This window comes from Qipengyuania aestuarii, from assembly GCF_019711535.1.
GTDB lineage: Bacteria > Pseudomonadota > Alphaproteobacteria > Sphingomonadales > Sphingomonadaceae > Qipengyuania > Qipengyuania aestuarii.
Genome location: NZ_JAIGNP010000002.1, coordinates 693169 through 715015 on the forward strand (window position 1 = coordinate 693169; position 21847 = coordinate 715015).

General features: G+C 64.8%; 22 protein-coding genes. 10 read left to right on the forward strand and 12 right to left on the reverse strand.

What is annotated here, in order from left to right:
* Positions 1–108: 108 nt before the first annotated feature.
* The 4 genes from K3175_RS14350 to K3175_RS08500 form a co-directional block, all read right to left on the reverse strand.
* Positions 109–474, reverse strand: a complete 366-nt coding sequence (locus K3175_RS14350; protein ID WP_345719342.1) for a hypothetical protein — start codon at positions 472–474, stop codon at positions 109–111.
* Positions 475–648: 174 nt separating this feature from the next.
* Positions 649–1899 carry an N-succinylarginine dihydrolase gene (locus tag K3175_RS08490; RefSeq protein WP_221542915.1) on the reverse strand — a complete coding sequence of 417 codons (1251 nt, stop codon included), beginning with the start codon at positions 1897–1899 and terminating at the stop codon, positions 649–651.
* Positions 1900–2174: 275 nt separating this feature from the next.
* Positions 2175–3191: an arginine N-succinyltransferase gene (locus tag K3175_RS08495; RefSeq protein WP_221542916.1), complete on the reverse strand. Its 1017-nt coding sequence runs from the start codon at positions 3189–3191 to the stop codon at positions 2175–2177.
* Positions 3188–4396, reverse strand: a complete 1209-nt coding sequence (locus tag K3175_RS08500; RefSeq protein ID WP_221542917.1) for a hydrolase — start codon at positions 4394–4396, stop codon at positions 3188–3190. The genes K3175_RS08495 and K3175_RS08500 overlap by 4 nt, the downstream gene beginning before the upstream one ends.
* Positions 4397–4551: 155 nt before the next feature.
* Here K3175_RS08500 and K3175_RS08505 point away from each other — a divergent pair, with 155 nt between their 5' ends.
* A complete protein-coding gene (locus K3175_RS08505; RefSeq protein WP_221542918.1) occupies positions 4552–6651 on the forward strand; it encodes a malate synthase G in 2100 nt (699 codons plus the stop codon).
* A 68-nt stretch (positions 6652–6719) separates the two neighbouring features.
* Positions 6720–7265, forward strand: a complete 546-nt coding sequence (locus K3175_RS08510; protein ID WP_221542919.1) for a PilZ domain-containing protein — start codon at positions 6720–6722, stop codon at positions 7263–7265.
* A gap of 9 nt (positions 7266–7274) precedes the next feature.
* Here the strand turns inward: K3175_RS08510 and rsmA are convergent, their stop codons facing one another.
* The 4 genes from rsmA to K3175_RS08530 form a co-directional block, all read right to left on the reverse strand.
* Positions 7275–8108: a 16S rRNA (adenine(1518)-N(6)/adenine(1519)-N(6))-dimethyltransferase RsmA gene (rsmA, locus tag K3175_RS08515; RefSeq protein WP_221542920.1), complete on the reverse strand. Its 834-nt coding sequence runs from the start codon at positions 8106–8108 to the stop codon at positions 7275–7277.
* Positions 8101–9108, reverse strand: a complete 1008-nt coding sequence (pdxA, locus tag K3175_RS08520) for a 4-hydroxythreonine-4-phosphate dehydrogenase PdxA (RefSeq protein ID WP_221542921.1) — start codon at positions 9106–9108, stop codon at positions 8101–8103. The genes rsmA and pdxA overlap by 8 nt, the downstream gene beginning before the upstream one ends.
* Before the next feature lie 2 nt (positions 9109–9110).
* The gene (locus K3175_RS08525) at positions 9111–10460 is read right to left on the reverse strand and encodes a peptidylprolyl isomerase (protein WP_224811981.1); all 1350 of its coding nucleotides are present in this window, start codon (positions 10458–10460) and stop codon (positions 9111–9113) included.
* A gap of 126 nt (positions 10461–10586) precedes the next feature.
* Positions 10587–12947 carry an LPS-assembly protein LptD gene (locus K3175_RS08530; RefSeq protein ID WP_221542922.1) on the reverse strand — a complete coding sequence of 787 codons (2361 nt, stop codon included), beginning with the start codon at positions 12945–12947 and terminating at the stop codon, positions 10587–10589.
* A 100-nt stretch (positions 12948–13047) separates the two neighbouring features.
* On the opposite strand from K3175_RS08530, the gene K3175_RS08535 reads away from it, so the two are divergent.
* The 6 genes from K3175_RS08535 (at position 13048) to K3175_RS08560 (ending at position 16733) form a co-directional block, all read left to right on the forward strand.
* Entirely contained in the window at positions 13048–14505 is a 1458-nt protein-coding gene (locus tag K3175_RS08535) for a leucyl aminopeptidase (RefSeq protein ID WP_221542923.1), read from the forward strand.
* Between the two features lie 15 nt (positions 14506–14520).
* The gene (locus K3175_RS08540) at positions 14521–14673 is read left to right on the forward strand and encodes a DUF2256 domain-containing protein (RefSeq protein WP_221542924.1); all 153 of its coding nucleotides are present in this window, start codon (positions 14521–14523) and stop codon (positions 14671–14673) included.
* Positions 14674–14707: 34 nt separating this feature from the next.
* Positions 14708–15148: a DNA polymerase III subunit chi gene (locus K3175_RS08545; RefSeq protein ID WP_221542925.1), complete on the forward strand. Its 441-nt coding sequence runs from the start codon at positions 14708–14710 to the stop codon at positions 15146–15148.
* A 40-nt stretch (positions 15149–15188) separates the two neighbouring features.
* Complete coding sequence (locus tag K3175_RS08550; RefSeq protein WP_221542926.1) at positions 15189–15707, forward strand: hypothetical protein; 519 nt, start codon at positions 15189–15191, stop codon at positions 15705–15707.
* 87 nt (positions 15708–15794) lie between these two features.
* Complete coding sequence (ndk, locus tag K3175_RS08555; protein ID WP_221542927.1) at positions 15795–16217, forward strand: nucleoside-diphosphate kinase; 423 nt, start codon at positions 15795–15797, stop codon at positions 16215–16217.
* A 93-nt stretch (positions 16218–16310) separates the two neighbouring features.
* Positions 16311–16733 carry a nuclear transport factor 2 family protein gene (locus tag K3175_RS08560; RefSeq protein ID WP_221542928.1) on the forward strand — a complete coding sequence of 141 codons (423 nt, stop codon included), beginning with the start codon at positions 16311–16313 and terminating at the stop codon, positions 16731–16733.
* Here the strand turns inward: K3175_RS08560 and K3175_RS08565 are convergent.
* Genes K3175_RS08565 through purM form a run of 4 tightly spaced genes read right to left on the reverse strand, consistent with a single transcriptional unit; the run spans position 16725 to position 19822 of the window.
* Positions 16725–17936 carry a sulfotransferase gene (locus K3175_RS08565; RefSeq protein WP_221542929.1) on the reverse strand — a complete coding sequence of 404 codons (1212 nt, stop codon included), beginning with the start codon at positions 17934–17936 and terminating at the stop codon, positions 16725–16727. The genes K3175_RS08560 and K3175_RS08565 overlap by 9 nt on opposite strands.
* The gene (locus tag K3175_RS08570; RefSeq protein WP_221542930.1) at positions 17933–18139 is read right to left on the reverse strand and encodes a hypothetical protein; all 207 of its coding nucleotides are present in this window, start codon (positions 18137–18139) and stop codon (positions 17933–17935) included. Before K3175_RS08570 ends, K3175_RS08565 begins: the two co-directional genes overlap by 4 nt.
* Complete coding sequence (gene purN, locus K3175_RS08575; protein WP_282098252.1) at positions 18139–18732, reverse strand: phosphoribosylglycinamide formyltransferase; 594 nt, start codon at positions 18730–18732, stop codon at positions 18139–18141. The genes K3175_RS08570 and purN overlap by 1 nt, the downstream gene beginning before the upstream one ends.
* Positions 18725–19822, reverse strand: coding sequence for a phosphoribosylformylglycinamidine cyclo-ligase (purM, locus tag K3175_RS08580; protein WP_221542932.1), 1098 nt, complete (start codon positions 19820–19822; stop codon positions 18725–18727). The genes purN and purM overlap by 8 nt, the downstream gene beginning before the upstream one ends.
* Positions 19823–19913: 91 nt before the next feature.
* On the opposite strand from purM, the gene K3175_RS08585 reads away from it, so the two are divergent.
* Both K3175_RS08585 and K3175_RS08590 read left to right on the forward strand, forming a co-directional pair.
* Entirely contained in the window at positions 19914–21188 is a 1275-nt protein-coding gene (locus K3175_RS08585; protein WP_221542933.1) for a heavy-metal-associated domain-containing protein, read from the forward strand.
* Between the two features lie 22 nt (positions 21189–21210).
* Positions 21211–21822: an HdaA/DnaA family protein gene (locus K3175_RS08590; RefSeq protein ID WP_221542934.1), complete on the forward strand. Its 612-nt coding sequence runs from the start codon at positions 21211–21213 to the stop codon at positions 21820–21822.
* The last annotated feature ends 25 nt before the right edge of the window (positions 21823–21847 follow it).

A 21847-nucleotide genomic window follows, 5' to 3' on the forward strand; every position in this document is an offset into this window, starting at 1 on the left:
CAGATACACAATTCACAAGTAAAATCGCGCAATCGCGAGCGGCGACTGGCGCTCCATGCGCGGCTAAATTGTTCCGGAATAGGGTCCGAACACCGTCTTGATCGGGGGCTAAAGGCCCGGAAAGACGGTTTTTGGAGCCGGGATCGGCGACGTTTGCGCCGAAGCCGGGTCGGACGCGTGATCGGCTTGCGGTTCGGCATCGTTTCCCGCGCTGTAAAGGGCCGGACCGGAGGTCGCTGAATGCGGTGCAGGCGCCGCATCGCCAGACCGCGCAGCTACTTCGCGCGCCTCGGCTTCGTAACGCAAGGCATCGAGAATCTTCGCGCCGCCGATGAACACGGCACCGGCCGTGGCGGCCATCAGCACATAACCGGGCCAGCCGGGATAGATTTCCGTGTAATGCGCGCCGCGGGTCATGGCACCAAGAGCAAGAGCGTAAATGATTAGATACGCTTCCCAGCGTGTCTTGATCACAAACAGTCTTTTGACCCTCGATAGCATGTAGATGCAGCGCTCCGTCCTTAATTTCCTCTCATGCAACGGCTGTACCAGCCAGCCGTTCCCGCCACTTTTCATGGTTAACGCGGGCGCGATTTGTCAAAAATTCCGACACCCTTTTCGTAAGGGCCGGAGCGCTGCTCCGGATGGTCAGGCGAGCTCGCCCAGCGAGAGCACGGCGAGCAGGGCTTCGCGTGCCTCGACCACCTGCTTGGCCAGCGCATCGCTGCCGATCTGGGCCGGGTCGATCGTCTCGGGCCACATTTCGGCGATGACGGCTTCGATCCGGTCGGCCTTGGCTTCGTCCAGCATGAAGCGCTGGTCGACCGCCTCCGGGTCGGCCACCACGCGCAGGCGCAGGCAGGCGGGGCCGCCGCCATTGGCCATGGACTGGCGCACATCGACTGGGATCACCTGGCGGATCGGGCCATTGCCCGCGAGCATGTGTTCGCACCATGCCCAGACGCTGGCGCTTTCCTGGCATTCGCTCGGCACCACCAGCGCCATTTCGCCGCCCGGCAGGGTGAGCAGCTGCGCGTTGAAGAGATAGGTGCGGATCGCTTCTTCGAGGCTGACCGCGCTTTCGGGCACTTCGACCACTTCCAGCGCGGGGAAGGCCGCGCGGATCGCGTCATAGGCGCCTTGCTGATCGGCAAAGGCGCGTTCGTGAGTGAACAGCACGCGCTCGTTCGCCACGGACACCACGTCGTTGTGAAAAGCCCCGGCCTCGATCGCTTCGGGGTTCTGTTCGATGAAGACGCATTTCGCCGGATCGAGCCCGTGGAGGCGGGCGATGGCGCGGCTGGCCTGTTCGTGCTGGCGCGCGGGAAACTTGCCGCCCTGCTTGCCCCAGACGAAGACCTCGACGCCGGGCGCATCGTGGCTTTCGCAAAAGCGCATGTGGTTGGCCGCGCCTTCATCGCCGAATGCGGGGAGCACGGCATCGTGGACGGTGAAATGCCGTTCATCGCCAAAAGCCACGGCCAGCTGGGCCTGCGTATCCTGCCATTCCTGCGCGCGGTGCGGCATGGTGACGAGATTGGCGGGGGTGAGATGGCAGCGCCCGTCCGCCGTATCGGGCGCGGGGCTGACGGTGGCGGCATTGGCGGTCCACATGCTGGAGGCGGACCATGCAGCGGCCAGCAGCTGGCGCGGCGTATCTTCGTCGATAGCCAGCCCTCGGATCAGATCGCCATTGGGGCGCGGCAGCGGCAGGAGGAAACCCTGCGCCAGCCCCAGCGCCATGTTGGACCGCATCTTGGCAATCCCCTGCAGCGCCGCGGCGCGCGGATAGGAGGTGTTGCCCTTGTGGCTGGCGCTGGCGATATTACCGAGGCTGAGCCCGGCGTAATTGTGGCTGGGGCCGACGATGCCGTCGAAATTGATTTCTACGAGTGTCATCTGATCTCCGTTCGCCCCGATCGTGTCGTTGGGATGTATGTCTTCGTCATTCCCGCGCTCGAAGAAAAGAGCTGGGCTGCGGCAGGCTCGGCCCGAAGGGGATAGGGATGTCGTGCAATCTTACCGGGGCCCATACCGTGGGGCCGCCGCTTTTTTCCAGTGCTTTTGCCCGTGTTGGCTTCCCTCGCTCGTCATTGCGAGCGACCGGAGGTCGCGCGGCAATCCACGGGGGCGTTTAGGCAAGCGCAGCGCTCCTGTCGAAAACCCGCAGAAGATTATCGCGCCACGCTCCACACCGTGTCGCCCACGCTCACTTCCAGGGCCTCTGCGCTGATGCGGTCGATCGACACCGTATCGTCGTCGCTGAAATCGCGCATGCCATAGGCCGATTTGAAACCGCCGAACTCGCCCGCCGCGATCAGGGCCTTTTCGCCGATGTCGAGATCGGTATCCACCACGCGGGCGGGCTTTGCCGAGCTGATGCTTTTCACATTGTCGGTGCGCGCGGTCATGGTCGGGCCGCCGTCGAAGATGTCGACATAGCCTTCCGCGGCGAAGCCTTCGTTTTCGAGCATGCGCATGGCGGCGCGGCCGCTGGGATGGGGCACGCCGATGACCTTGCGGGCCTCGTCGCTCAGCATTTCGACATAGACCGGATGCTTGGGCATCAGATCGGCGATGAACTGGTTGCCATTGGTGGCGTTGAAATAGTCGGCTTCCTGAAAGGTCATGCCGAAGAACCGGCCCGCGACGCCGTCCCAGAAGGGCGAGCCGCCGCGATCGTCGATCACGCCGCGCAGTTCTGCCAAAATCCGGTCGGCAAAGCGCGCGCGGTGCATGGCGATGAAGAGATAGCGGCTGCGTGCCAGCAGGAGGCCGTGCCCGCCCGCGCGTTCGCCCGGATGGAGGAACAGGCCGCCGACTTCGGACGAGCCTTCGAGGTCGGTGACGAGGCTGAGCAGTTCGGCGCGCACCGTGCGGTCGAGTTCCTGGCTGTGCTGCGTCAGCGTGTTGAGGCGATAGGAATAGAAGGGCCATTGCTGCCCGACCTGGCTGAAGATCTGGCAGGTGCCGCGCACCTGGCCGGTTTCCATGTTTTCCAGCACCAGCGTGAACTGGTCGTCGCCCAGCTCGTCGTCGGTGCGCGAGAAGGCCTGATCGGCGCGCTCCAGCTTGCGGGTGAGGGCCGCGCGGTCGGCGGGCAGATTGGTGAATCCGCCGCCGGTCAGCTTGGCCATTTCGTAAAGATGTTCGAGGTCGTCGAGATGCGCGGCGCGCAGGCGGAAGCTCACAAATACTCTCCGGTGGAAAGCTTCGACAGGACCAGCGCGGACAGGGCCGCGCGTTCCCGAAGCGAAGGAACGATCATGAATTCATCTGGCGAATGGATGGCCCCGCCGCGCACGCCCATGGTATCGACCACGGGCACGCCGGTGGCGGCGATGTTGTTGCCATCGCACACCCCGCCGGTGGGTTTCCAGCCGATGGTCTGGCCCAGTTCAGCGCCGCACGCCTTCACCAGATCGAACAGGGCTTGCGCTTTCTCATCGACCGGCTTCGGCGGGCGGGTCACGCCGCCGTGGCGGTGCACGCCGACTTCGTGTTCGCTTTCGATCAGGCGCAGGATCGCGTCCAGTTCACCATCGAAGCGGTGCATCGCATCGGTCGACTGGGGGCGGATGTTGAAGCGCAGGATGGCAAGGTCTGGCACCACATTATTGGCCGCGCCGCCTTCGATCTTGGCCGGGTTCACCGTGATATCGCCGGCCTCCAGCGCCTTGATCCGCAGCACGAGATCGGATGCGGCGACGATGGCGTTGCGGCCATCGTGCGGATTGCGGCCCGCATGGGCGCTGCGCCCGGTGATAGTGATCGAATAATTGCCCGTGCCGCCGCGCGCATGGGCCAGCGTGCCGTCGGGCAGCGCGCTTGGTTCATAGGTGAGCGCGGCGTATTTCCCGCGCGCCAGTTCCTCGATCAGCCCCCGGCTGGCGAGGCTGCCGGTTTCCTCGTCCGCATTGATCATCACGTCGTAACCGACGCGGTCTGCGCCTTCCATGCCCTCGAAGGTCTTGAGCGCGTGGAGGATGACGTTGAGGCCGCCCTTCATATCGGCGGTGCCGGGACCGTTGATGGTGTGATCGTCCAGCCAGGTCACTTCCTGAAACGGGTGATCCGCCGGGAAGACCGTGTCCATATGGCCGGTCAGCACGAAGCGCCGCTGGGCCTGCGGGCGCACGCGCAGGACCATGTGCTGGCCGTGCGGTTTTTCGAATTCGCGCCCTTCGGCCGAAATGGCGGTGACCGTGGCGGAATCGACCAACTCCACATCGCCGGGCAGGGCGGAAAAGGCATCGGCGAGCACGCCGGCCATCTTCGCCAGACCTTCGATATTCGCGGTGCCGGTGTTGATCGCGGCCCAGTCCTGCACTTCGCGCAGCATGGTGTCCGCGTCCACGGTGTCGAGAAGGGTTTGAGGTGCGCTATCCGGTTTCATTGGCAACTTCCTTAGTCGTGACACGCCTCAAGTCCACCCCCGCCACACAGGCGGGGGGCAGGCATGCCTTGCATTCGTCAACGGGTGGCGGCATAGACCGTGCCACTCCTCCCCGGGTTCACATCGTCAAGTCGCAGACTACCCAGAGGAGTTCCATGACCCATTACGTGACGCGCGCCGGTATCGAAATCGACTCTGCGCTGGCCACTTTCGTCGAAAACCACGTCCTGCCGCCGCTGGGCCGCGATGTGGACGGGTTCTGGCAGGGGCTTGCCGATCTGCTGGGCGAATTCGCTCCGCGCAATGCCGCGCTGCTGGCGAAGCGCGAGGATTTGCAGGCGAAGATCGACGCCTGGCATCTTGAGCGCAAGGGCCAGCGCCACGATGCAGGCGCCTATCGCGCCTTCCTCGAAGACATCGGCTATCTGGTGCCCGAACCGGGCGATTTCACCATCGGGACGCAGAATGTCGATCCCGAAATCGCCACCATGGCCGGGCCGCAACTGGTGGTGCCGATCCTCAATGCGCGCTTCCTGCTGAATGCGGCGAATGCGCGCTGGGGCAGCCTGTATGACGCGTTTTACGGCACCGATGCGCTCGATGCGCCGCCGGCACGGCCGGGCGGCTATGACGAGGAGCGCGGGGCGGCGGTAATTGCGCAAGGCCGCAAGTTCCTCGACGAGACGCTGCCGCTGGCGACGGGAAGCTGGGCGGATATTTCTGGGCCTGACGATATCGCGCTAAGCGACGAGGGGCAGCGGGTGGGCGCGACCGCCAGGGGCCTGCTGTTCCGCAACAACGGCCTCCACATCGAAGTGCAGTTCGACCGCGAGAGCGCCATCGGCAAGACCGACCAAGCGGGCATTTCCGACGTCGTGCTGGAAGCCGCGCTGACCACCATCGCCGATTGCGAGGATTCGGTGGCCGCGGTGGATGCGGAGGACAAGCTCACCGCCTATCGCAACTGGCTCGGCATCATTCGCGGCGATCTGTCCGAAAGCTTCGAGAAGGGCGGGAAGACGCTCACCCGCGAACTGGCGGGCGATCTCTCCTATAAGGATGCCTCAGGCGCTACGTTCCGCCTCCCAGGGCGCAGCCTGATGTTCGTGCGCAATGTCGGCCATCTGATGACCAATCCGGCGATGCGGTGGGACGGCAGCGAGATTCCCGAGGGCATTCTGGACGCGGTGATGACCAGCGCGATCTCGGCGCAGGATGTCGCGGGGCTGGGCAAATACGGCAATTCGCGGTGCGGTTCGATCTATATCGTAAAGCCCAAGATGCACGGGCCGGAAGAATGCGCCTTCACCAACGATCTGTTCGATGCGGTGGAGGATCTGCTGGACCTGCCGCGCCACACGATCAAGGTCGGCGTGATGGACGAGGAACGGCGCACGTCCGCCAATCTGGCCGCCTGCATCCACGCGGTGAAGGACCGGATCGTGTTCATCAACACCGGCTTCCTCGACCGGACGGGCGACGAAATCCACACCTCGATGCGGGCCGGGCCGATGATGCGCAAGGGCGAGATGAAGAACTCCGCCTGGCTCAAGGCTTACGAGGCGCGCAATGTCGGCATCGGTTTGAAGCATGGCCTGTCGGGCCGCGCGCAGATCGGCAAGGGCATGTGGGCCGCGCCCGATCTGATGGGGCAGATGATGCTGGAGAAGATCGGCCATCTGCGGGCCGGGGCCAACACCGCCTGGGTGCCGAGCCCGACGGCGGCCACGCTCCACGCTATCCACTATCACCGCGAGGACGTGTTCGAGATCCAGCAGGGCCTGCCCGATGCGGCGAAGCTGGACGAACTGCTGACCATCCCGCTCGCCGATGGCACCAATTGGTCGGAAGACGAGATTGCCGAGGAACTGGACAACAATTGCCAGGGCCTGCTCGGCTATGTGGTGCGCTGGGTCGATCAGGGCGTGGGCTGTTCCAAGGTGCCCGACATCAACGACGTCGGCCTGATGGAAGACCGCGCGACGCTGCGCATTTCCAGCCAGCACATCGCCAACTGGCTGCTGCACGGCGTGATCTCGCACGATCAGGTGATGGACAGTCTGCGCCGCATGGCCGCCAAGGTGGACCAGCAGAACGCGGGCGATCCGCTCTATGAACCGCTGCTCGAGAATGAGGACGGCGCCGCCTTCAGCGCGGCCAAGGACCTGATTTTCAAGGGCGTGGAGCAGCCCAGCGGCTATACCGAACCGCTGCTGCATCGCTGGCGCCAGCAAAAGAAATCGGCGCGCGGGTGATTTCGTCAAGCAACTGGTAAAGTTTGTAAGTTAAGACAGCGGTCACTTAATCTGAGGGATCGCCCAGCTTGACTGTCAATACGAAGGCTCAGCGCCGTGAGGAACGGGTGGACTTGCTCGTCCGGGCAAGTTTTCTCGCGTCCGAAGGTGGCGGCGCGGTGAGACTGTGCAACATTTCCGCGCTGGGCGCGCTGATCGAGGGCGAGGGGCTTCCCGCCGTGGGCAATGCCGTGGAACTGCGGCGCGGGCCGCTGTCTGTCAGCGGCAAGGTGGTGTGGCGCGCGGCCGATCAGGCCGGCATTTCCTTCGACGAGCGGACCGAGGTCACCGCCTGGTTCCCCGATGCGCCGCCGCAAGCCTCGGTCGACCGCGCTTTCCAGCGGATCCTGGAAGAATTCAGCCGCCGCGAAAACGGCAAACCGCAGCCCACTTCGCTCGCGCCGATGCACAATTCGGTCATCACGGTCGACGACATGAAGCGCGTGGCCCATTCGCTCGACGATCTGGCCGATGCGCTGTCCGACGACATGAGTGTGGTCATGCAGCATGCCGAAAAGCTGCAGGTGCTCGACATCGCGGCGCAGCTTCTGCGCAAGCTTGCCAGCGGAAACTGAGATTCGGCTTTAGCCCTGCGGTCCGGTCAGCGTTCTGGCCAGCGCGATGAAATCACCCACTTCGAGCGTTTCGGCCCGCCGCTGCGGGTCGATGCCGAGCGTCTCCAGCGCCTCCACCGCGCCAGGCAGGCCCTTGAGGCTCTGGCGCAGCATCTTGCGCCGCTGGCCGAAGGCGGCTTCGGTCACGCGTTCCAGCATCCGCGCCGATACGCCTGCGGGCATGGCGGCGGGTTCGACATGGACGATCGCGCTCATCACCTTGGGCGGGGGCGTGAACGCGCTGCGATGGACTTTCATCGCCAGCCGCGCCTCGGCGCGCCACTGCGCCAGGATCGCCAGCCGGCCATAGGCCGAAGTGCCGGGCTTTGCCGCAATCCGCTGGGCGACTTCCTGCTGGAACATCAGCGTGAGCGAGGTCCACAGCGGGGGCCATTCCTCACCTCCCAGCCAGCGGGTGAACAGGGCGGTGCCGACATTATAGGGCAGGTTGGACAGGATGGCGAAAGGCTCGCCCCCCATGATTTCCGCATGGTCGAGCTTGAGCGCATCGCCCTGGATCACGCGCAGCTTGCCCGGAAAGGCCGCTTCCAGTTCTGCCAGCGCGGGCAGGCAGCGGCTGTCCATCTCGATCGCGGTCACATCCGCCCCGGCGCGCAGCAGCGCGCGGGTGAGGCCGCCGGGACCCGGACCGACTTCGAGCACGCGGCGACCGTTCAGATCGCCGGGCAGCGCCGCGATCCGGTCGAGCAAGTGTTCGTCGAACAGGAAATTCTGGCCCAGCGCCTTGCTGGCAGACAGGCCGTGGCGCGCGATGACTTCGCGCAGAGGGGGAAGATCAGCCATGCGCCGCGCGCCGTGCCGCCATGTCGCCCGCCATGCGTAGGGCGGCCATCATCGCGCCGGGATCGGCCAGCGCCTTGCCGGCAATATCGAAGGCAGTGCCGTGATCGGGGCTGGTGCGCACGATGGGCAGGCCCAGCGTCACATTCACCCCCTCGTCGAAATCCAGTGCCTTGATCGGGATGAGCGCCTGATCGTGATACATCGCCAGCGCCGCGTCATAGGTTTTGCGCGCGCGCGGCGTGAACAGGGCATCGGCGGGGTGCGGCCCGGTGACCGGGAGACCCTCTGCCTGCAACTGCGCGATCGCCGGTTCGATGATGGTGCTTTCCTCGCTGCCGAAGCGGCCCTGTTCGCCCGCATGCGGATTGAGCCCGCAGATGGCGATGCGCGGATTTTCGATGCCGAAATCGCGGCGCAGCGCGGCAGCGACGATCCGCGCGCGGCGGACGATCATCTCTTCGGTCAACAGCGCGGGCACATCGGCCAGCGCGCAGTGTACGGTTAGCGGAACGGCGCGCAGGCTGGGTCCAGCGAGCATCATCACGGCATCGTCCCGAGCGCAGCCCACCGCATCGGCGAGAAATTCGGTCTGTCCGGGCTGGGTGAAGCCGACTTTGGCCAGTTCGCCCTTGGCGATCGGCGCCGTGACCAAGCCGCCAGCTTCGCCCTGTGCGGCAAGCCGGGTCCCCTCGGTCAGCGAGAAAAGCGCCAGCCGCGCCCCGTCGGCATCCGGCTGCCCGGGCGTGTAGGCGCAATCTTTCTCGCCAAGCACGGGCAGGGCTTCCGGCCACAGCGCGATGGCGTCTGTTGCCTGGGATATGCTGGCAACCTCTATCGCAAGGCCGCGCTTTGCCGCAGCCTGTTCCAGAACACCGCGCCCGCCGACGACGAAAAAAGGAGGCGTGCCCCCGTCTTTGCGGCGGGACCACGCCTCGACAATGATTTCAGGCCCGATCCCGGCCGGATCGCCGAGCGATACGGCCAATGGGAGCGGGGTCATGGTCAATTGTATTCGATATAGGCGTCGTTGCGCAGATCGCGCAGATAACGCTGGGCCGCCTTGTTGGTGCGTTCGTCTTCGAGCTGGGCCATCAGCTGGTCGAAGTTCGGACCATCGGCGGATTCGGGATCGTCACGGCCGCACAGCATGAGGACGCGCACGCCTTCTTCCACCGAACCGAAGGGCGGGGTGGTTTCGCCGATCTGCAGGTTCAGGACGATGTTCTGAAGCTGTTCGGGCAGCGAACGGGCGCGGATCTGGTCATTGGTGACGACGCTGGCGCCCAGCGCTGCCGCGGTTTCATCGGCGCTGCCGCAGCCGCGCATCGATTGCACGCCGCCGAGGAAGGCCTGCAGCTTCGCCTGGTTCTGCGCTTCGGCAGCGGCCGGATCGAAGGTCAACTGGATCTGCTTGAGGCTGAGCGTCGCATCGCGCGGATCGGCCATCAGCACCTGGCGCTTGTCGCGCAGGTAGACGATCCAGTAACCGCCCGGAATCTTCAGCGGACCGACAAGCTGGCCCGGTTCCATCTGGTCGACGATGGTTTCAAGCTGCGGATCGCCCAGCTGGGGCAGCCTGATCCAGCCCAGATCGCCGCCGACAGCCGCCGTCGATGCTTCGGAGAACTGGCGCGCATAGGCAACGAAGCTGCCGCCCTGGCGCAATTGTTCCATGATCTTGGCCGCATTGGCTTCCACTGCCGCGTCGTTTTCGGGCGTGGCGGACTGGAAGATTTCCCAGACCCAATATTCATTGGTGCCCTTGGATGCTTCCAGACGCTCCATCATCTCGTTCACTTCTTCGGCAGACACGTTGACGAAGAAGGACACCTTCTGGCGCAGCAGGCGCTGCCAGGCGAGTTCGCCCTTGATCTGGCGCTTGAGCGAGGCGGCCGAGGATCCCACGCTGGCGAGATAATCGCCCATGTCTTCGACCCGCTGGTTGTTCTGCGCGGCCACGCGGGCGAAGGTCTGGTCGACCTCGGGATCGGAAATCACGATGTCTTCGGCTTCGGCGGCCTGGATCTGCAACGTTTCGTCGATCAGATTGCGCAGCACCTGGGCGCGCACGCGCTCCATCTCTTCCGGCGGAAGCTCGGTGTCGTTGGCATTGACGAGCAGGGCGACGCGCTGATCGAGATCGGTGCCGGTGATGACGTGGCCGTTGACCACGGCGGTGGCCCGGCGGACATTCGGATCCGTTTCGCCCAGCATCGTCGGCTGGTCGGGGAGACCGAGCGGATTGGCTTCGACCGCCTGGCCGTCAGCCTGCGCGTACACGCCGGGCGCACCCAGTGCGAGGCCCAGCGCGGCGGTCATTCCCATGAATTTCGATACGATATGTGCGTTCACGCTTGTCTTCCCTTGCGGCGCGATATCTGCGCCCGGATAGCCTGCGGTTTGCCCTGTAAAGGCTGAACCGTAGCTGATTGCGCGTGGCGGATAGCGGGTTTGGCCCGCGCTGCCAATATCGGGTCCCTACCGGAAACCCAGATTCTTCAAGCTGAAGTAAAGTTGGAAGGTATCGCCGCGCCGCGCGTCGCCGGCCGAGATGTAATCCCGCCGCCAGGTCGCGCCCATTTCGAGGCAGTCGTCCTGATAGGCGACGCCCAGCCGCGTGCGGATGGGCTGGAAACCGTCGCTGCCGAAGGTGGGGTCTTCCTCGCTGTCGGTGAGGTTGAACACGCCCGATCCGAATACCGACCAGTAATTGGCGAAGGCCACACGCACGGCGGCGCGCAGTTCCTCGCGATCCTGTAGATCCTCGACCGTGTCGATATTGCGGTTGAGCCGGAGATAGCCGATTTCGGCATAGGTGCGGCTGGTGCCCACCGTCGCATCGAATTCGTTGCGGCGGACGGCGAAATTGTCCTTATCCAGCCGGTAACGGTGCGCCACCTTGAGGAAATCGCGATAGCGCACTTCGGTGCGGCCCACGAAATCGCTGACCCGTTCGGACAGGCCGGTGCCATCGGGGAAAATGTCGCGATCGGCATCGAGGCGGTAGGACTGGCCCAGCGTGGTGAAGATTTCCACGCCCGGCCGCCGCAGCTTCCAGTCGAAACCGTAGGTCACGCGCGCGCCGTCTTCGACCCGGTCATAGCCGGGGAAGCGGTTGAGCGCGAAGAGGTTGGAATCTTCCAGATCGATCGCCCGCGCATCTTCATTGGGGATGGCAAGGTTCTTGATCTCTGGCGTCGCGACCAACTGCACGCGGGGGGTGAAGACCTGATCGAAGCCGGCGACGCTGCCGACGAAGGGCCATTCGACATCGGCCGCCGCCAGCGCGACCCCGCGGGTCTGCCAGCCTTCTTCGCCGCGATAATAGGCGTTGGGATTTTCGAGATTGTCGTCCGAATGATAGACATCGCCGCGGACCATGCCGGTCAGGGTGAAGACCTGCCCCATGCCGGTGATGGCGCGGCGCGACCATTCCGCCCTGGCGAAGGCGCGCTGCGTGTCCTGGCCGATATTGCGCGTGACCGCCATGGTGTTGAGCTGGAGGTCCAGCTGCCCGTCCAGCACCGGATCGGCGATGCGGCGGCGATAGTCGATCAGCGGCAGGGCGACGGGAACCGTGTCCTGATCCTGGTTCAGCCGAAGCGTCTGCGTGGCCCAGCCTTCGACCGCGAGATAGGAATCGGCGTCGATCCGTTCCACGCTGAGGTGCGAGCGCAGCCGGTCGTCGCGGCTGATGTCATAGCGCCTGAGGAAGGTCTTGTCGGTCGCCAGGCGGAACGAGCTGGTCAGGCTCCAGTTCGGGCTGAACTGGAACTTGCCATTGGCGAAGACATAGCCGCGCAGATCCGCTTCGGAGGAGGTTTCCTCGCCGGTGAAATTGGAAATGCGGCGGCTGTGAGTGGCATAGCCGGTAATCTGGTAGGCGCCCTTACCGGTCAGGTGGCGCCACTGGGCGGACACCATCGGCGTGGTCTTGGAGAAGACATAGCCTGAAAGCGTCAGGTCCTTATTGTCGGCCAGGCGCAAGTAATAGCTGCCCGAAACCTCGATCCCGTTGCTCTTGGAAAAGCGCACATCGGGCACCAGGAAGCCGCCCACGGCCCCGCCATCGGTGCGGACCGACAGGCCGGGCAGCGGGATCAGGCGCTGGCCGAACACTTCGAGATAGGCGCCGGTGAAGCTGACGCGGGCTTCGGCCGGATCATAGGTCACGCGGTCGGCGGTGATGCGCCAGCTTGGCTCCTTGTCGCAGCCTTCGGGCGTGGTGACGGCGCAGGCGCTGTAGGCGGCTTCTTCCAGCGCCACCGTGCCATCGCTTTCGCGGATGCCGCGATTGGCGGCGAGCCGGCCACCCTGGCGCAGCGCGAGAAGCAGGTCTTCCATCTCACCGGCCTCGAACTCGTCGGTCAGTTCGACCCGTTCGGTGAAGAGCTGGTTGCCGTTTTCATCCACGAAGCGGACATTGCCGGTGGCGGTGATCAGGCCGGTCCGCTGGTTCCAGGTGACCTTGTTTGCGCGCAGCGAGCGGTCGCCCGACTGGAGCACGACGTCCCCCTCTGCCGTGGTCGTCTCACCGTCGGAATCGTAACTGAGAATGTCTGCGGCAAAGGATATCTGCCGCTCGCCAGCCGCGTTGAATTCGGGTGTGGGGGCGGGCAGATCGTCTTCGCTGGCGATGACGACAGGCTCTTCGCCCGGCTGATCGGGCGCGGGCAGATCGGTCGGATTTTCGCCTTCCGGCTGTTCCACGGTGCCGGTACCGGTGGCGGCGCCATCCTGCGCGAAACCGGGGGCCGCATGACACAGGACCAGTCCGGCCACGGCAGTGCCGAGAAGATGCATCACGTGATTCGACGGAAGGGCGCGGCCACGGTGCATGGCTTGCCTATCGCACCGGCCACGCCTAATCGCAATCGGGTTCGTTCGGGACTTGCAGCTTTCGGGCGCGTCCCGCTCATTAGAGAATTCTGGAGAATCCATGCACATTCAGTTCAATCAGTCCCGTCCGCAAGGCGCGCGCCTAATTGCGCATGTGGTCGACAAGGGCAAGCTTCCTTCTGCCACCAATGCCGCGATGCGCGCAGGCGCCGAGGCGGCCCGTTTCCGCGGCAACACCGGCCAGACCTTCGACGGCTTCGTCGAGGATGGCGGCGAGGTTGCCCGGCTGGCGCTGGCCGGTGCGGGCGAGAAGAACTCCGACGCACGCCTCGCCAATCTGGAAAAGGCCGGTGCGGCACTGACCGCGAAATACCAGTCGAGCGGCGACAAGGAACTGGTGCTCGACCTTTCGGAAAGCGACCTGTCGGCCGACGAGGCGGCGCATGTCCTGCTCGGCCTGCGGCTGCGCAACTGGCGCTATGACATCTACCGTACCAAGCTGAAGGACGATCAGAAGATCACGCTGGAAAGCGTGACCGTGGTCGGCGGGCCGGACGGCATCGAAGATGCCTGGGCCGAAGCATCGGCCCTGGCCGAGGGCGTGGAATTCACCCGCGAACTGGTCACCGAACCGGCCAACATCATCTATCCCGAAAGCTTCGTGGCGCGCTGCCAGGAACGCTTCGAGGGCACCGGCGCCGAACTCGTCGTGCTCGACGAAGCGCAGATGGAAGAGCTCGGCATGGGATCGCTGCTCGGCGTCGGGCAAGGCTCGTCGCGCGATTCGCGCATCCTCGCGATCCGCTGGAACGGCGGCGGCAGCGAAGCGCCGACCGCCTTCGTCGGCAAGGGCGTGACCTTCGATACCGGCGGCATCTCGATCAAGCCGGGACCCGGCATGGAAGACATGAAGTGGGACATGGGCGGCGCCGGCGCGGTGGCAGGCGGCATGCTGTCGCTGGTCAAGCGCAAGGCGAAGGCCAATGTCGTGGGCGTCATGGGCCTGGTGGAAAACATGCCCGACGGCAATGCCCAGCGTCCGGGCGACGTGGTCACCTCCATGAGCGGTCAGACCATCGAAATCCTCAACACCGACGCCGAAGGCCGTCTGGTGCTGGCCGATGCGCTGCACTGGACCCAGAAGGAGTTCAAGCCTGCGCGGATCGTCGATTTCGCCACACTGACGGGTGCGATCATCATCTCGCTCGGCAATGAATATGCCGGCCTGTTCTCGAACGATGACACGCTGTCCAAGGAGTTGGCCGATGCGGGCGAGGCCGTGGGCGACAAGGTATGGCGCATGCCGATCGGCAAGGCTTACGACAAGCTGATCGACAGCCCGATCGCCGACATGAAGAACATTGGCGGCAAGGGCGCAGGCTCGATCACGGCGGCGCAGTTCCTGCAGCGCTTCATCCTCGACGATACGCCTTGGGCGCATATCGACATCGCGGGCACGGCCTGGTCGGAAAAGCCCGGCCGGACCTGGGGAAAGGGCGCAACCGGCTTCGGTGTCCGCCTGATCGATCGCCTCGTAGCCGACACGGCGGAAGGCTGAGACGGTAGCAGCGTCATGGCGAAGATGAGGCGCAAGGCAGACCTTCCTACCAAGGTCTGCGCCACATGCGGCCTCAGCTTCGCCTGGCGCAAGAAATGGGCCCGCGACTGGGACAATGTACGCTATTGCTCCGAACGGTGCCGCCGGACCAAATCCGGTGAGGGCTGACCATCCTTGGACAACGGGGCGGTAGGACACACATATGCGCGTCGATTTCTATCAGCTGAGCCGCGATCCAGTCGATGTGACGGTGGGCAAGCTTGCCCGCAAGGTCATGCAGGCGGGGGAAAGGCTGGTCATCGTGGCGCAGGATGAGGGCCAGCGCGAAGGCCTGTCGCAGACCCTGTGGGGGCAGGGCGGCGGCGCATTCCTCGCCAATGGCCCGGCCGATCAGCCCCATGCCGCGCGCCAGCCGATTCTGCTGTCGGCCGAATGCGCTGCGCCCAATGATGCCCGCATGGCGATCCTGGCGGATGGCAAGTGGCGCGAGGAGGCGACCGCCTTCGACCGCGTGATGCTGCTGTTCGATACCGAGGCGACCGACGATGCGCGCACCCTGTGGCGCGATCTTGCCGCGAGAGAGGCCATCGACAATCGCATCTTCAAGCAGACCCCCGAAGGCGGCTGGCGCGAAGGCCGCTGAATTTACTGGAACTCGCCTGCCTCTCACCCGTCGAGAGAGCATGAGACATCTCCTTTCCTTCACACTGCTTCCCGCATTGATCCTGTCTGCCTGCAGCAAGGTGGAGGATGAGGGCGATACCGGCGCGCAGGAAGAGATAGCCGAGCCGATCGGTTCTTACGACATCGACGCCGAGAGCGGAGAAGTGCGCGCCACGCTGACCGATTCCGATGGCGTGACCACGACGATGCAGGCCGGCAGCGAGGTCGAAGCGCGTTTTCCGCCGCCCTTTACCGCTTATCCCAATGCGCAGATCACCAATACCACCTGGGTCGAACAGGGCGATGGCACCTTCGTGACGGTGGAATTTACCACGCCCGATCCGCGCGCGAGCGTGGTCGACTTCTATCGCAGGCAGGCACAGGCCGCCGGGATCGAGGTGGAAGTGGAAGTCGATGCGGGGGAAACCACCACCATCGGCGGTGAGAATAGCGCCGATCGGTCGAGCTTTGCCCTGCAGGTAACCGAGAAAGCGCGGGCGACGCGGGGACAGGTCAGCGTGACCCGCGGCCTGCGGTAAATCTTGCCGTTCGCGCGTCCGGGCGCTAGGGCGCGCGCGAGAACATTCTCCCACAATTGAAAACCATATTTCGCAAGGAATTTGAACATGGCGGTTACCCGCACCTTTTCGATCATCAAGCCCGATGCAACGCGCCGCAACCTGACCGGCGCAGTAACCAAGATGCTTGAGGATGCCGGCCTGCGCGTCGTTGCATCGAAGCGTATCCAGATGACCAAGGAACAGGCCGAAGGCTTCTACGCCGTCCACAAGGAACGCCCCTTCTTCGGCGAACTGGTCGACTTCATGATCTCCGGTCCGGTCGTGGTGCAGGTGCTCGAAGGCGAAGACGCCGTGAAGCGCAACCGTGACGTGATGGGCGCCACCAACCCGGCCGACGCCGACGACGGCACGATCCGCAAGACCTATGCGGAATCGATCGAAGCCAACTCGGTCCACGGTTCGGACAGCGACGAAAACGCCAAGACCGAAATCGAATTCTTCTTCAGCGAAGACGAAATCGTCGGCTGATTGCCGCCGCTTGTGAAACTTTGTTAAAGTTTCCAGCGGGTAAACATATGAAATAGGCAGCGGGCACGCTCCTGTGATAGGAGGGTGCCCGTTATGCTTTCAGCCATCCTCAACCGGGTCAGCCCGAAACGGCAGCGCGAAGCGCTGGTCCGCAACCTGGTTTCGGCCGTCAGCCGGATGGATTATTCCGAGGTAGACAAGTATCTTACCAAGGATTTCCGCTTTTCCGATGCGACCGGCAGGAGCATCATCGGGCGCGATAAGTACATCAGGGAAGACCGGAAGTTTCGCGAAGCTGCGGGCTGTCCGGCCACTGTTATCGACTCGCTGGACCACAATCGCGGCGAAGTGCTGCTGCGGGGCCATCTCGAGAGCGATATCGACGAGATCGCCGGGCCGACGATGTGGCGGCTGCTCTTCCGCGATGGGCGCATCTGTTCTGCCGAAGTGACGCGGTCCTTCGCGCAGCTGACGCTTCCCCAATATGTTGGCCGCAAGGGCGGGGTTTCAGCCTGAGGTTTCCCGCAAAGCCGGGGTGAGCCGCGCAATCTGTTTGCGGTGTTTTCGATGATGTCCCTTGCTCGCCAGCGCGAGCTCCCTTTCCACCGCGGCCTTCGCCGGCCCGTCGTAGCTGTGGCCAAGGTCACGGTAGACATGTTCCAGAACATGATGCGGCTGATCGTTCAGGCGGCGGAAGCACACGCGTGAAAGCGGTCTGTCGGTCTGGTCGAGGGCGGCGGCGGTGCAGCTTTCTCGCAGCTCGATCTTGCGCTCCCACTCGCGGTGCAGTTCTTCCTCGCAATGGCTGTCGCTCTGGAAGGCGCGCTGGCTGGCCACCATCGACAGGCTGCTGGCCAGCACGGCATCCCGGTCGCGTTCGCATAGGACGAGGCGCGCATCGGGGAAGCGGGCGAGCAATTCGGGCAAATCCTCGCTGAACTGCGGGCATTTGAGCAGGCGCGCACGCCCTGCATTGCCGTGCCATGCGGCATCGGTGCGCAGGATGCGGCAGAATTCACGATAGATCGGCGCAGCGCTTCGCTTCTCGCTGAAGGCGAGAAACGAGGGAATGCGCCACTGCGCCTCGAATGCGGCGGGCGACAGCGCGGCGGCCAGCCAGCCGATCTCTTCATCGGTCCGTATTGCACCGAAGGGATGCATGGTTTCCAGCCACGGATTGATACGGCGCGCGAGGAACAGGCCGGCGCGGGCCTTGATCGGGCGCAAATCCGGGCGGGATGGCACCGGATCGTGGCTGTCGCAGAACCGTGTGCCGCTGAAGCGCGGATCGGCGGCGAGCAGGCGCTGCACGCGCGTGGTGCCGCTGCGCATCTGGCCGAGCACGATAATCGGCGAGGCGAGGGGGGTGGCTGCCAGGTCCGGCTGTTCGCGCCACAAACGGCCCAGCGCGTGCCGTTTGCGGATCGCCCCTTTCAGCTGGCCATAGGCCATGGTGTGGCCCAGCGCATTGAGCTGGGCTTCGTCATTCAGCGCTGCGCACAGTTTTTCCAGCCGCAGGCGGAAATCGGCGACATCTTCCTCGCTGCGGGTGGAAATCTCGTCTTCCGGCGAAAAGCCCTCCGACCCCTCCGCCCAGAGGAAATCGGAATCGAGCCGCGGACGCTCGGTCCAGCCGCGTTCCCACATGGCCCCGATCGCGCGATCTGCCCACTCGGCAAAGCTGGAGCGGGCGAAAAGATGCGGGCGGGCCGGGCTCACTCGTGCCGGTCCCTGAAGCGCTTGTAGAGCGCCTGACCGACCTTGCGCAGGACATGTGCACCGAGGAGGACGCCGACGGTAATCAGTACGGCGTCGAACAGATTGACCTGCTCGGTCTGCCAGCTGTCGTCGGGCTGGAACGCGATCATGCCGAAGGCGATCACCGCGAGCATGAAGAAGATATAGGGGCTGAGACGGCCCATCAGCGCTGCATCCGCAGATAATCGTTGAGAACACGGGGGTAGAGCTGGTGCTCGGCAAAGCGGACCCGCTCGGCAAGGCTCTCGGCCGTCTCGCCTGCGCGAATCGCCACCTTCATCTGTGCCAGGACCTGCCCGGCATCGAGTTCTGGAGTGACAAGGTGGACCGACACGCCGCCATGGCTGTCGCCTGCGTCGATTGCGCGCTGATGCGTGTCGAGGCCGGGATATTTCGGCAGCAGCGACGGGTGGATGTTGAGCATCCTGCCCTGCCATTGCCGGGTAAAGCCTTCGGTCAGGATGCGCATATATCCGGCCAGCACGATAAACTCGGCCCCGGCCTTGCGGGCAGCTTCGTCCATCGCGGCATCATGATCCGCGCGGCTCATCCCCTTGTGCGACAGCGCGAAGGTGGGAATGCCCTCCGCCTCCGCCAGGGCAAGCCCTTCGGCCTGCGGATCGTTGGTGGCGACCAGCACCACGTCATAGGCGGCATCCGGCAGAGCGGCGGCATAGAGCAGCGCGGCCATGTTGCTACCGCGCCCGGAAATGAAAATCGCGACCCTGGTTCTGGCCGGCGAAGCGGCGTCAGCCAAGATGCACTGCCTCCCAGTCCTCTTTCGCGGACCACGTGCCTTGCGAGCCGCGCACGGTGCAGCCCTTTTCGCCTTCGGTGATGCGGCCGATCGCCAGCACGTCTTCACCTGCCTCTTCCAGGCGGGTGCGGACCAGTTCGACCTTGGACGGGGCGACGGCCAGCACCATGCCGACGCCGCAATTGAAGGTGCGCGCCATTTCGCCCGGCTCGATATTGCCCTGCGCCTGAAGGAAAGCCATCAGCCCGGGCTGATCCCAGCCATCGGCATCCACTTCGGCATGCGCGCCCTGCGGCAGGACGCGGGGAATGTTTTCCAGCAGACCGCCGCCGGTGATATGAGCCATCGCGTCGATCAGGCCATCGCGCACCAGCGGCAGCAGGGTCTTTACATAGATGCGGGTGGGTTCGATCAGCGTGTTGATCAGCAGCCGGTCGCTGTCGAACAACGCGGGCCGGTCGAGCCTCCACTGCTTGTCTTCGGCAAGGCGCCGGACCAGCGAAAAACCGTTGGAATGGACGCCCGAACTCTTGAGGCCGAGGAGGATATGCCCCGGGGCCACGCGGTCGCCGGTCAGCTGTTCGCCGCGCTCCACCGCGCCCACGCAGAAGCCCGCCAGATCATAGTCGCCGCCCGCATACATGCCGGGCATTTCAGCGGTTTCGCCGCCGATCAGCGCGCAGCCGGCCTGCTTGCACCCTTCGGCAATGCCCGCGATCACCCGCTCCGCCACGCCGTTCTCCAGCTTGCCGGTGGCGAAATAGTCGAGGAAGAACAGCGGCTCTGCGCCTTGGACGATCAGATCGTTCACGCACATGGCGACAAGGTCGATGCCCACCGCGTCATGCATGTCGCTGTCGATCGCCAGCTTGAGCTTGGTGCCCACACCATCGTTTCCGGCGACCAGCAGCGGGTCCTTGTAACCGGCGGCCTTGGGATCGAAGAAGCCGCCGAAGCCGCCGATCTCTCCGTCCGCGCCGGGACGCATGGTGGCTTTCACCAGCGGTCCGATCGCCTTGACGAGCGCATTGCCCGCATCGATCGAAACTCCGGCCTGTTCATAGGTGTAGGAAGGCGTGTTGCTGCTCATGCGCCAAGCCTTTTGCGCACTTTGCGGGTAATTTCCAGCATTCCCGCTTGGATTTCCCGAATGCTTTGGGCAAAAGGCCCCCGAACACCCCATGGGCAACTCTTTTTTCTCCTCCCGTCGCGCGCGCACCGCTCTCATCGCTTCAGGTATCGCCCTGGCGGGCGGGGCTGGCTGGCTGGCACAGGCCCAGGTCGGCGGGGACCGCGGAATCGCGCCCGTCGCGGCGTCCACGGACATTCAGGTGTCCGGCGTCGAAGTCGATGTCAGCGCCGACAGCGGCGTGGAAGCGCGCGAGGAAGCCTGGCGTGAAGCGCAGGTAAAGGCCTGGAAAGAGCTGGACGGTCCGGACCTGCCCGAATCGCGCATCGTCAGTCTCGTCTCGGCGATCGTGATCGAAAGCGAACGGCTCGGCCCGAAACGCTATGTCGCCACGCTGGGCGTGGTGTTCGACCGGCAGCGGGCGTCCGCCTATCTGGGTGAAGATGGCCGCGCGGCGCGCAGTGCGCCGATGCTGGTGCTGCCCGTCACCGTGTCCGGCGGCACGCAGCTGATGTACGAACAGCGCAATCCCTGGCAGGCGGCATGGGCCGAATTCCAGGCCGGTCAGAGCCGGATCGATTACGTCCGGCCGCAAGGTTCGGGCGGCGAATCGCTATTGCTGACCTTCGGCCAGACGACCCGCCGCAGCCGCGTGTGGTGGAACAACATCCTGGACGAATTCGGCGCCGCGGATGTGCTGGTCCCCATCGCCAATCTCAAATATTCCTATCCTGGCGGCCCGATCGAAGGGACGTTCACCGCCCGCCACGGGCCCGACAGCGATTTTCTGGCCAGCTTTACCCTGCGCGCGGACAATCCCGACGAGCTGCCGCTGATGCTGGCCAAGGCCGTGGCCCGCTTCGACAAGCTGTTCGAAAGCGCGCTCGCATCCGGCAGGATCCAGCCCGACCCGACACTGGATGTGAAGCCAGGTGAACTCAATCCCGCGATCCAGCGGCTGGTCGATCTGGGCCGCCGGCTGCGTGTCCAGGACGAACAGCGCGCGCAGGTGGAAGCCGCGCCCGCCCCGACGACGAGCGACGGCGCGCTCAGCACGGCGCCCATCGACCGTCCGCCGCCCGAAGGATCGGTCGCGCTTTACACCGTACAGTTCGCATCGCCCGACGCGGACAGCTTCAGCGCGATTCTGGCCGATGTGCGCGCCACGCCGGGCGTACGCTCTTCGGGCGTGCGCTCGACGGCGATCGGCGGCACGTCGGTCCTGACGGTCAGCTATTCCGGCTCCATCGGCGGTCTCGCCGATGCCCTGCGCGCCAAGGGTTTCTCCGTTCAGCAGGGGCCCACGGCGCTGTTGATCAGTCGCTGAGCGGGCGGCAATCCTGTCCCGCATGACGCAAATCGCGCTCCCGCTCACGCATCCCGTTCCCAAAGAGGCGCCCAGCATCGTGCTGGGTTCGGCCAATGCGACGGTGGCGGATGCCTTGCGCGATCCGCACAGCTGGCCTTTCGGCACGGCGATCCTCAGCGGCCCGCCGCGGTCGGGCAAATCGCTCATCGCGACATGGTTCGGCTCTCATACCGGGGGCGGGGCCATCGACGACGCGCATCTGCAGGATGAGACCGAGATCTTCCACGCCTGGAACCGGGCGCGCGAAGACGGTTTCCCCCTGCTGCTGACCGTGGGGCAGGAACGGTGGAATATCCAGCTTCCCGACCTGCGCAGCCGGATGGGGACAGCCCTCCAGCTGGAACTCGGCCCGCCGGATGATGACATGGCCGCCGAACTCATGCTCAGCCATGCTGCCCAGCGCGGGCTGGTGCTGGGCGAAGGCGCGCCGGCCTATCTCGTCCCTCGGATGGAGCGCAGCCATGCGGCGATCGAGCGGATCGTGGCCGAAATCGACCGGCTCAGCCTTGAACGCAAGCAGCCCGCCACCATGTCCGTCTGGCGCGATGCGCTGGAAGCCGTGGACGGCCCGGAACAGGCGCGCTTGCTTTGATCTGCGGTAAGTGAGAGAATTCCCG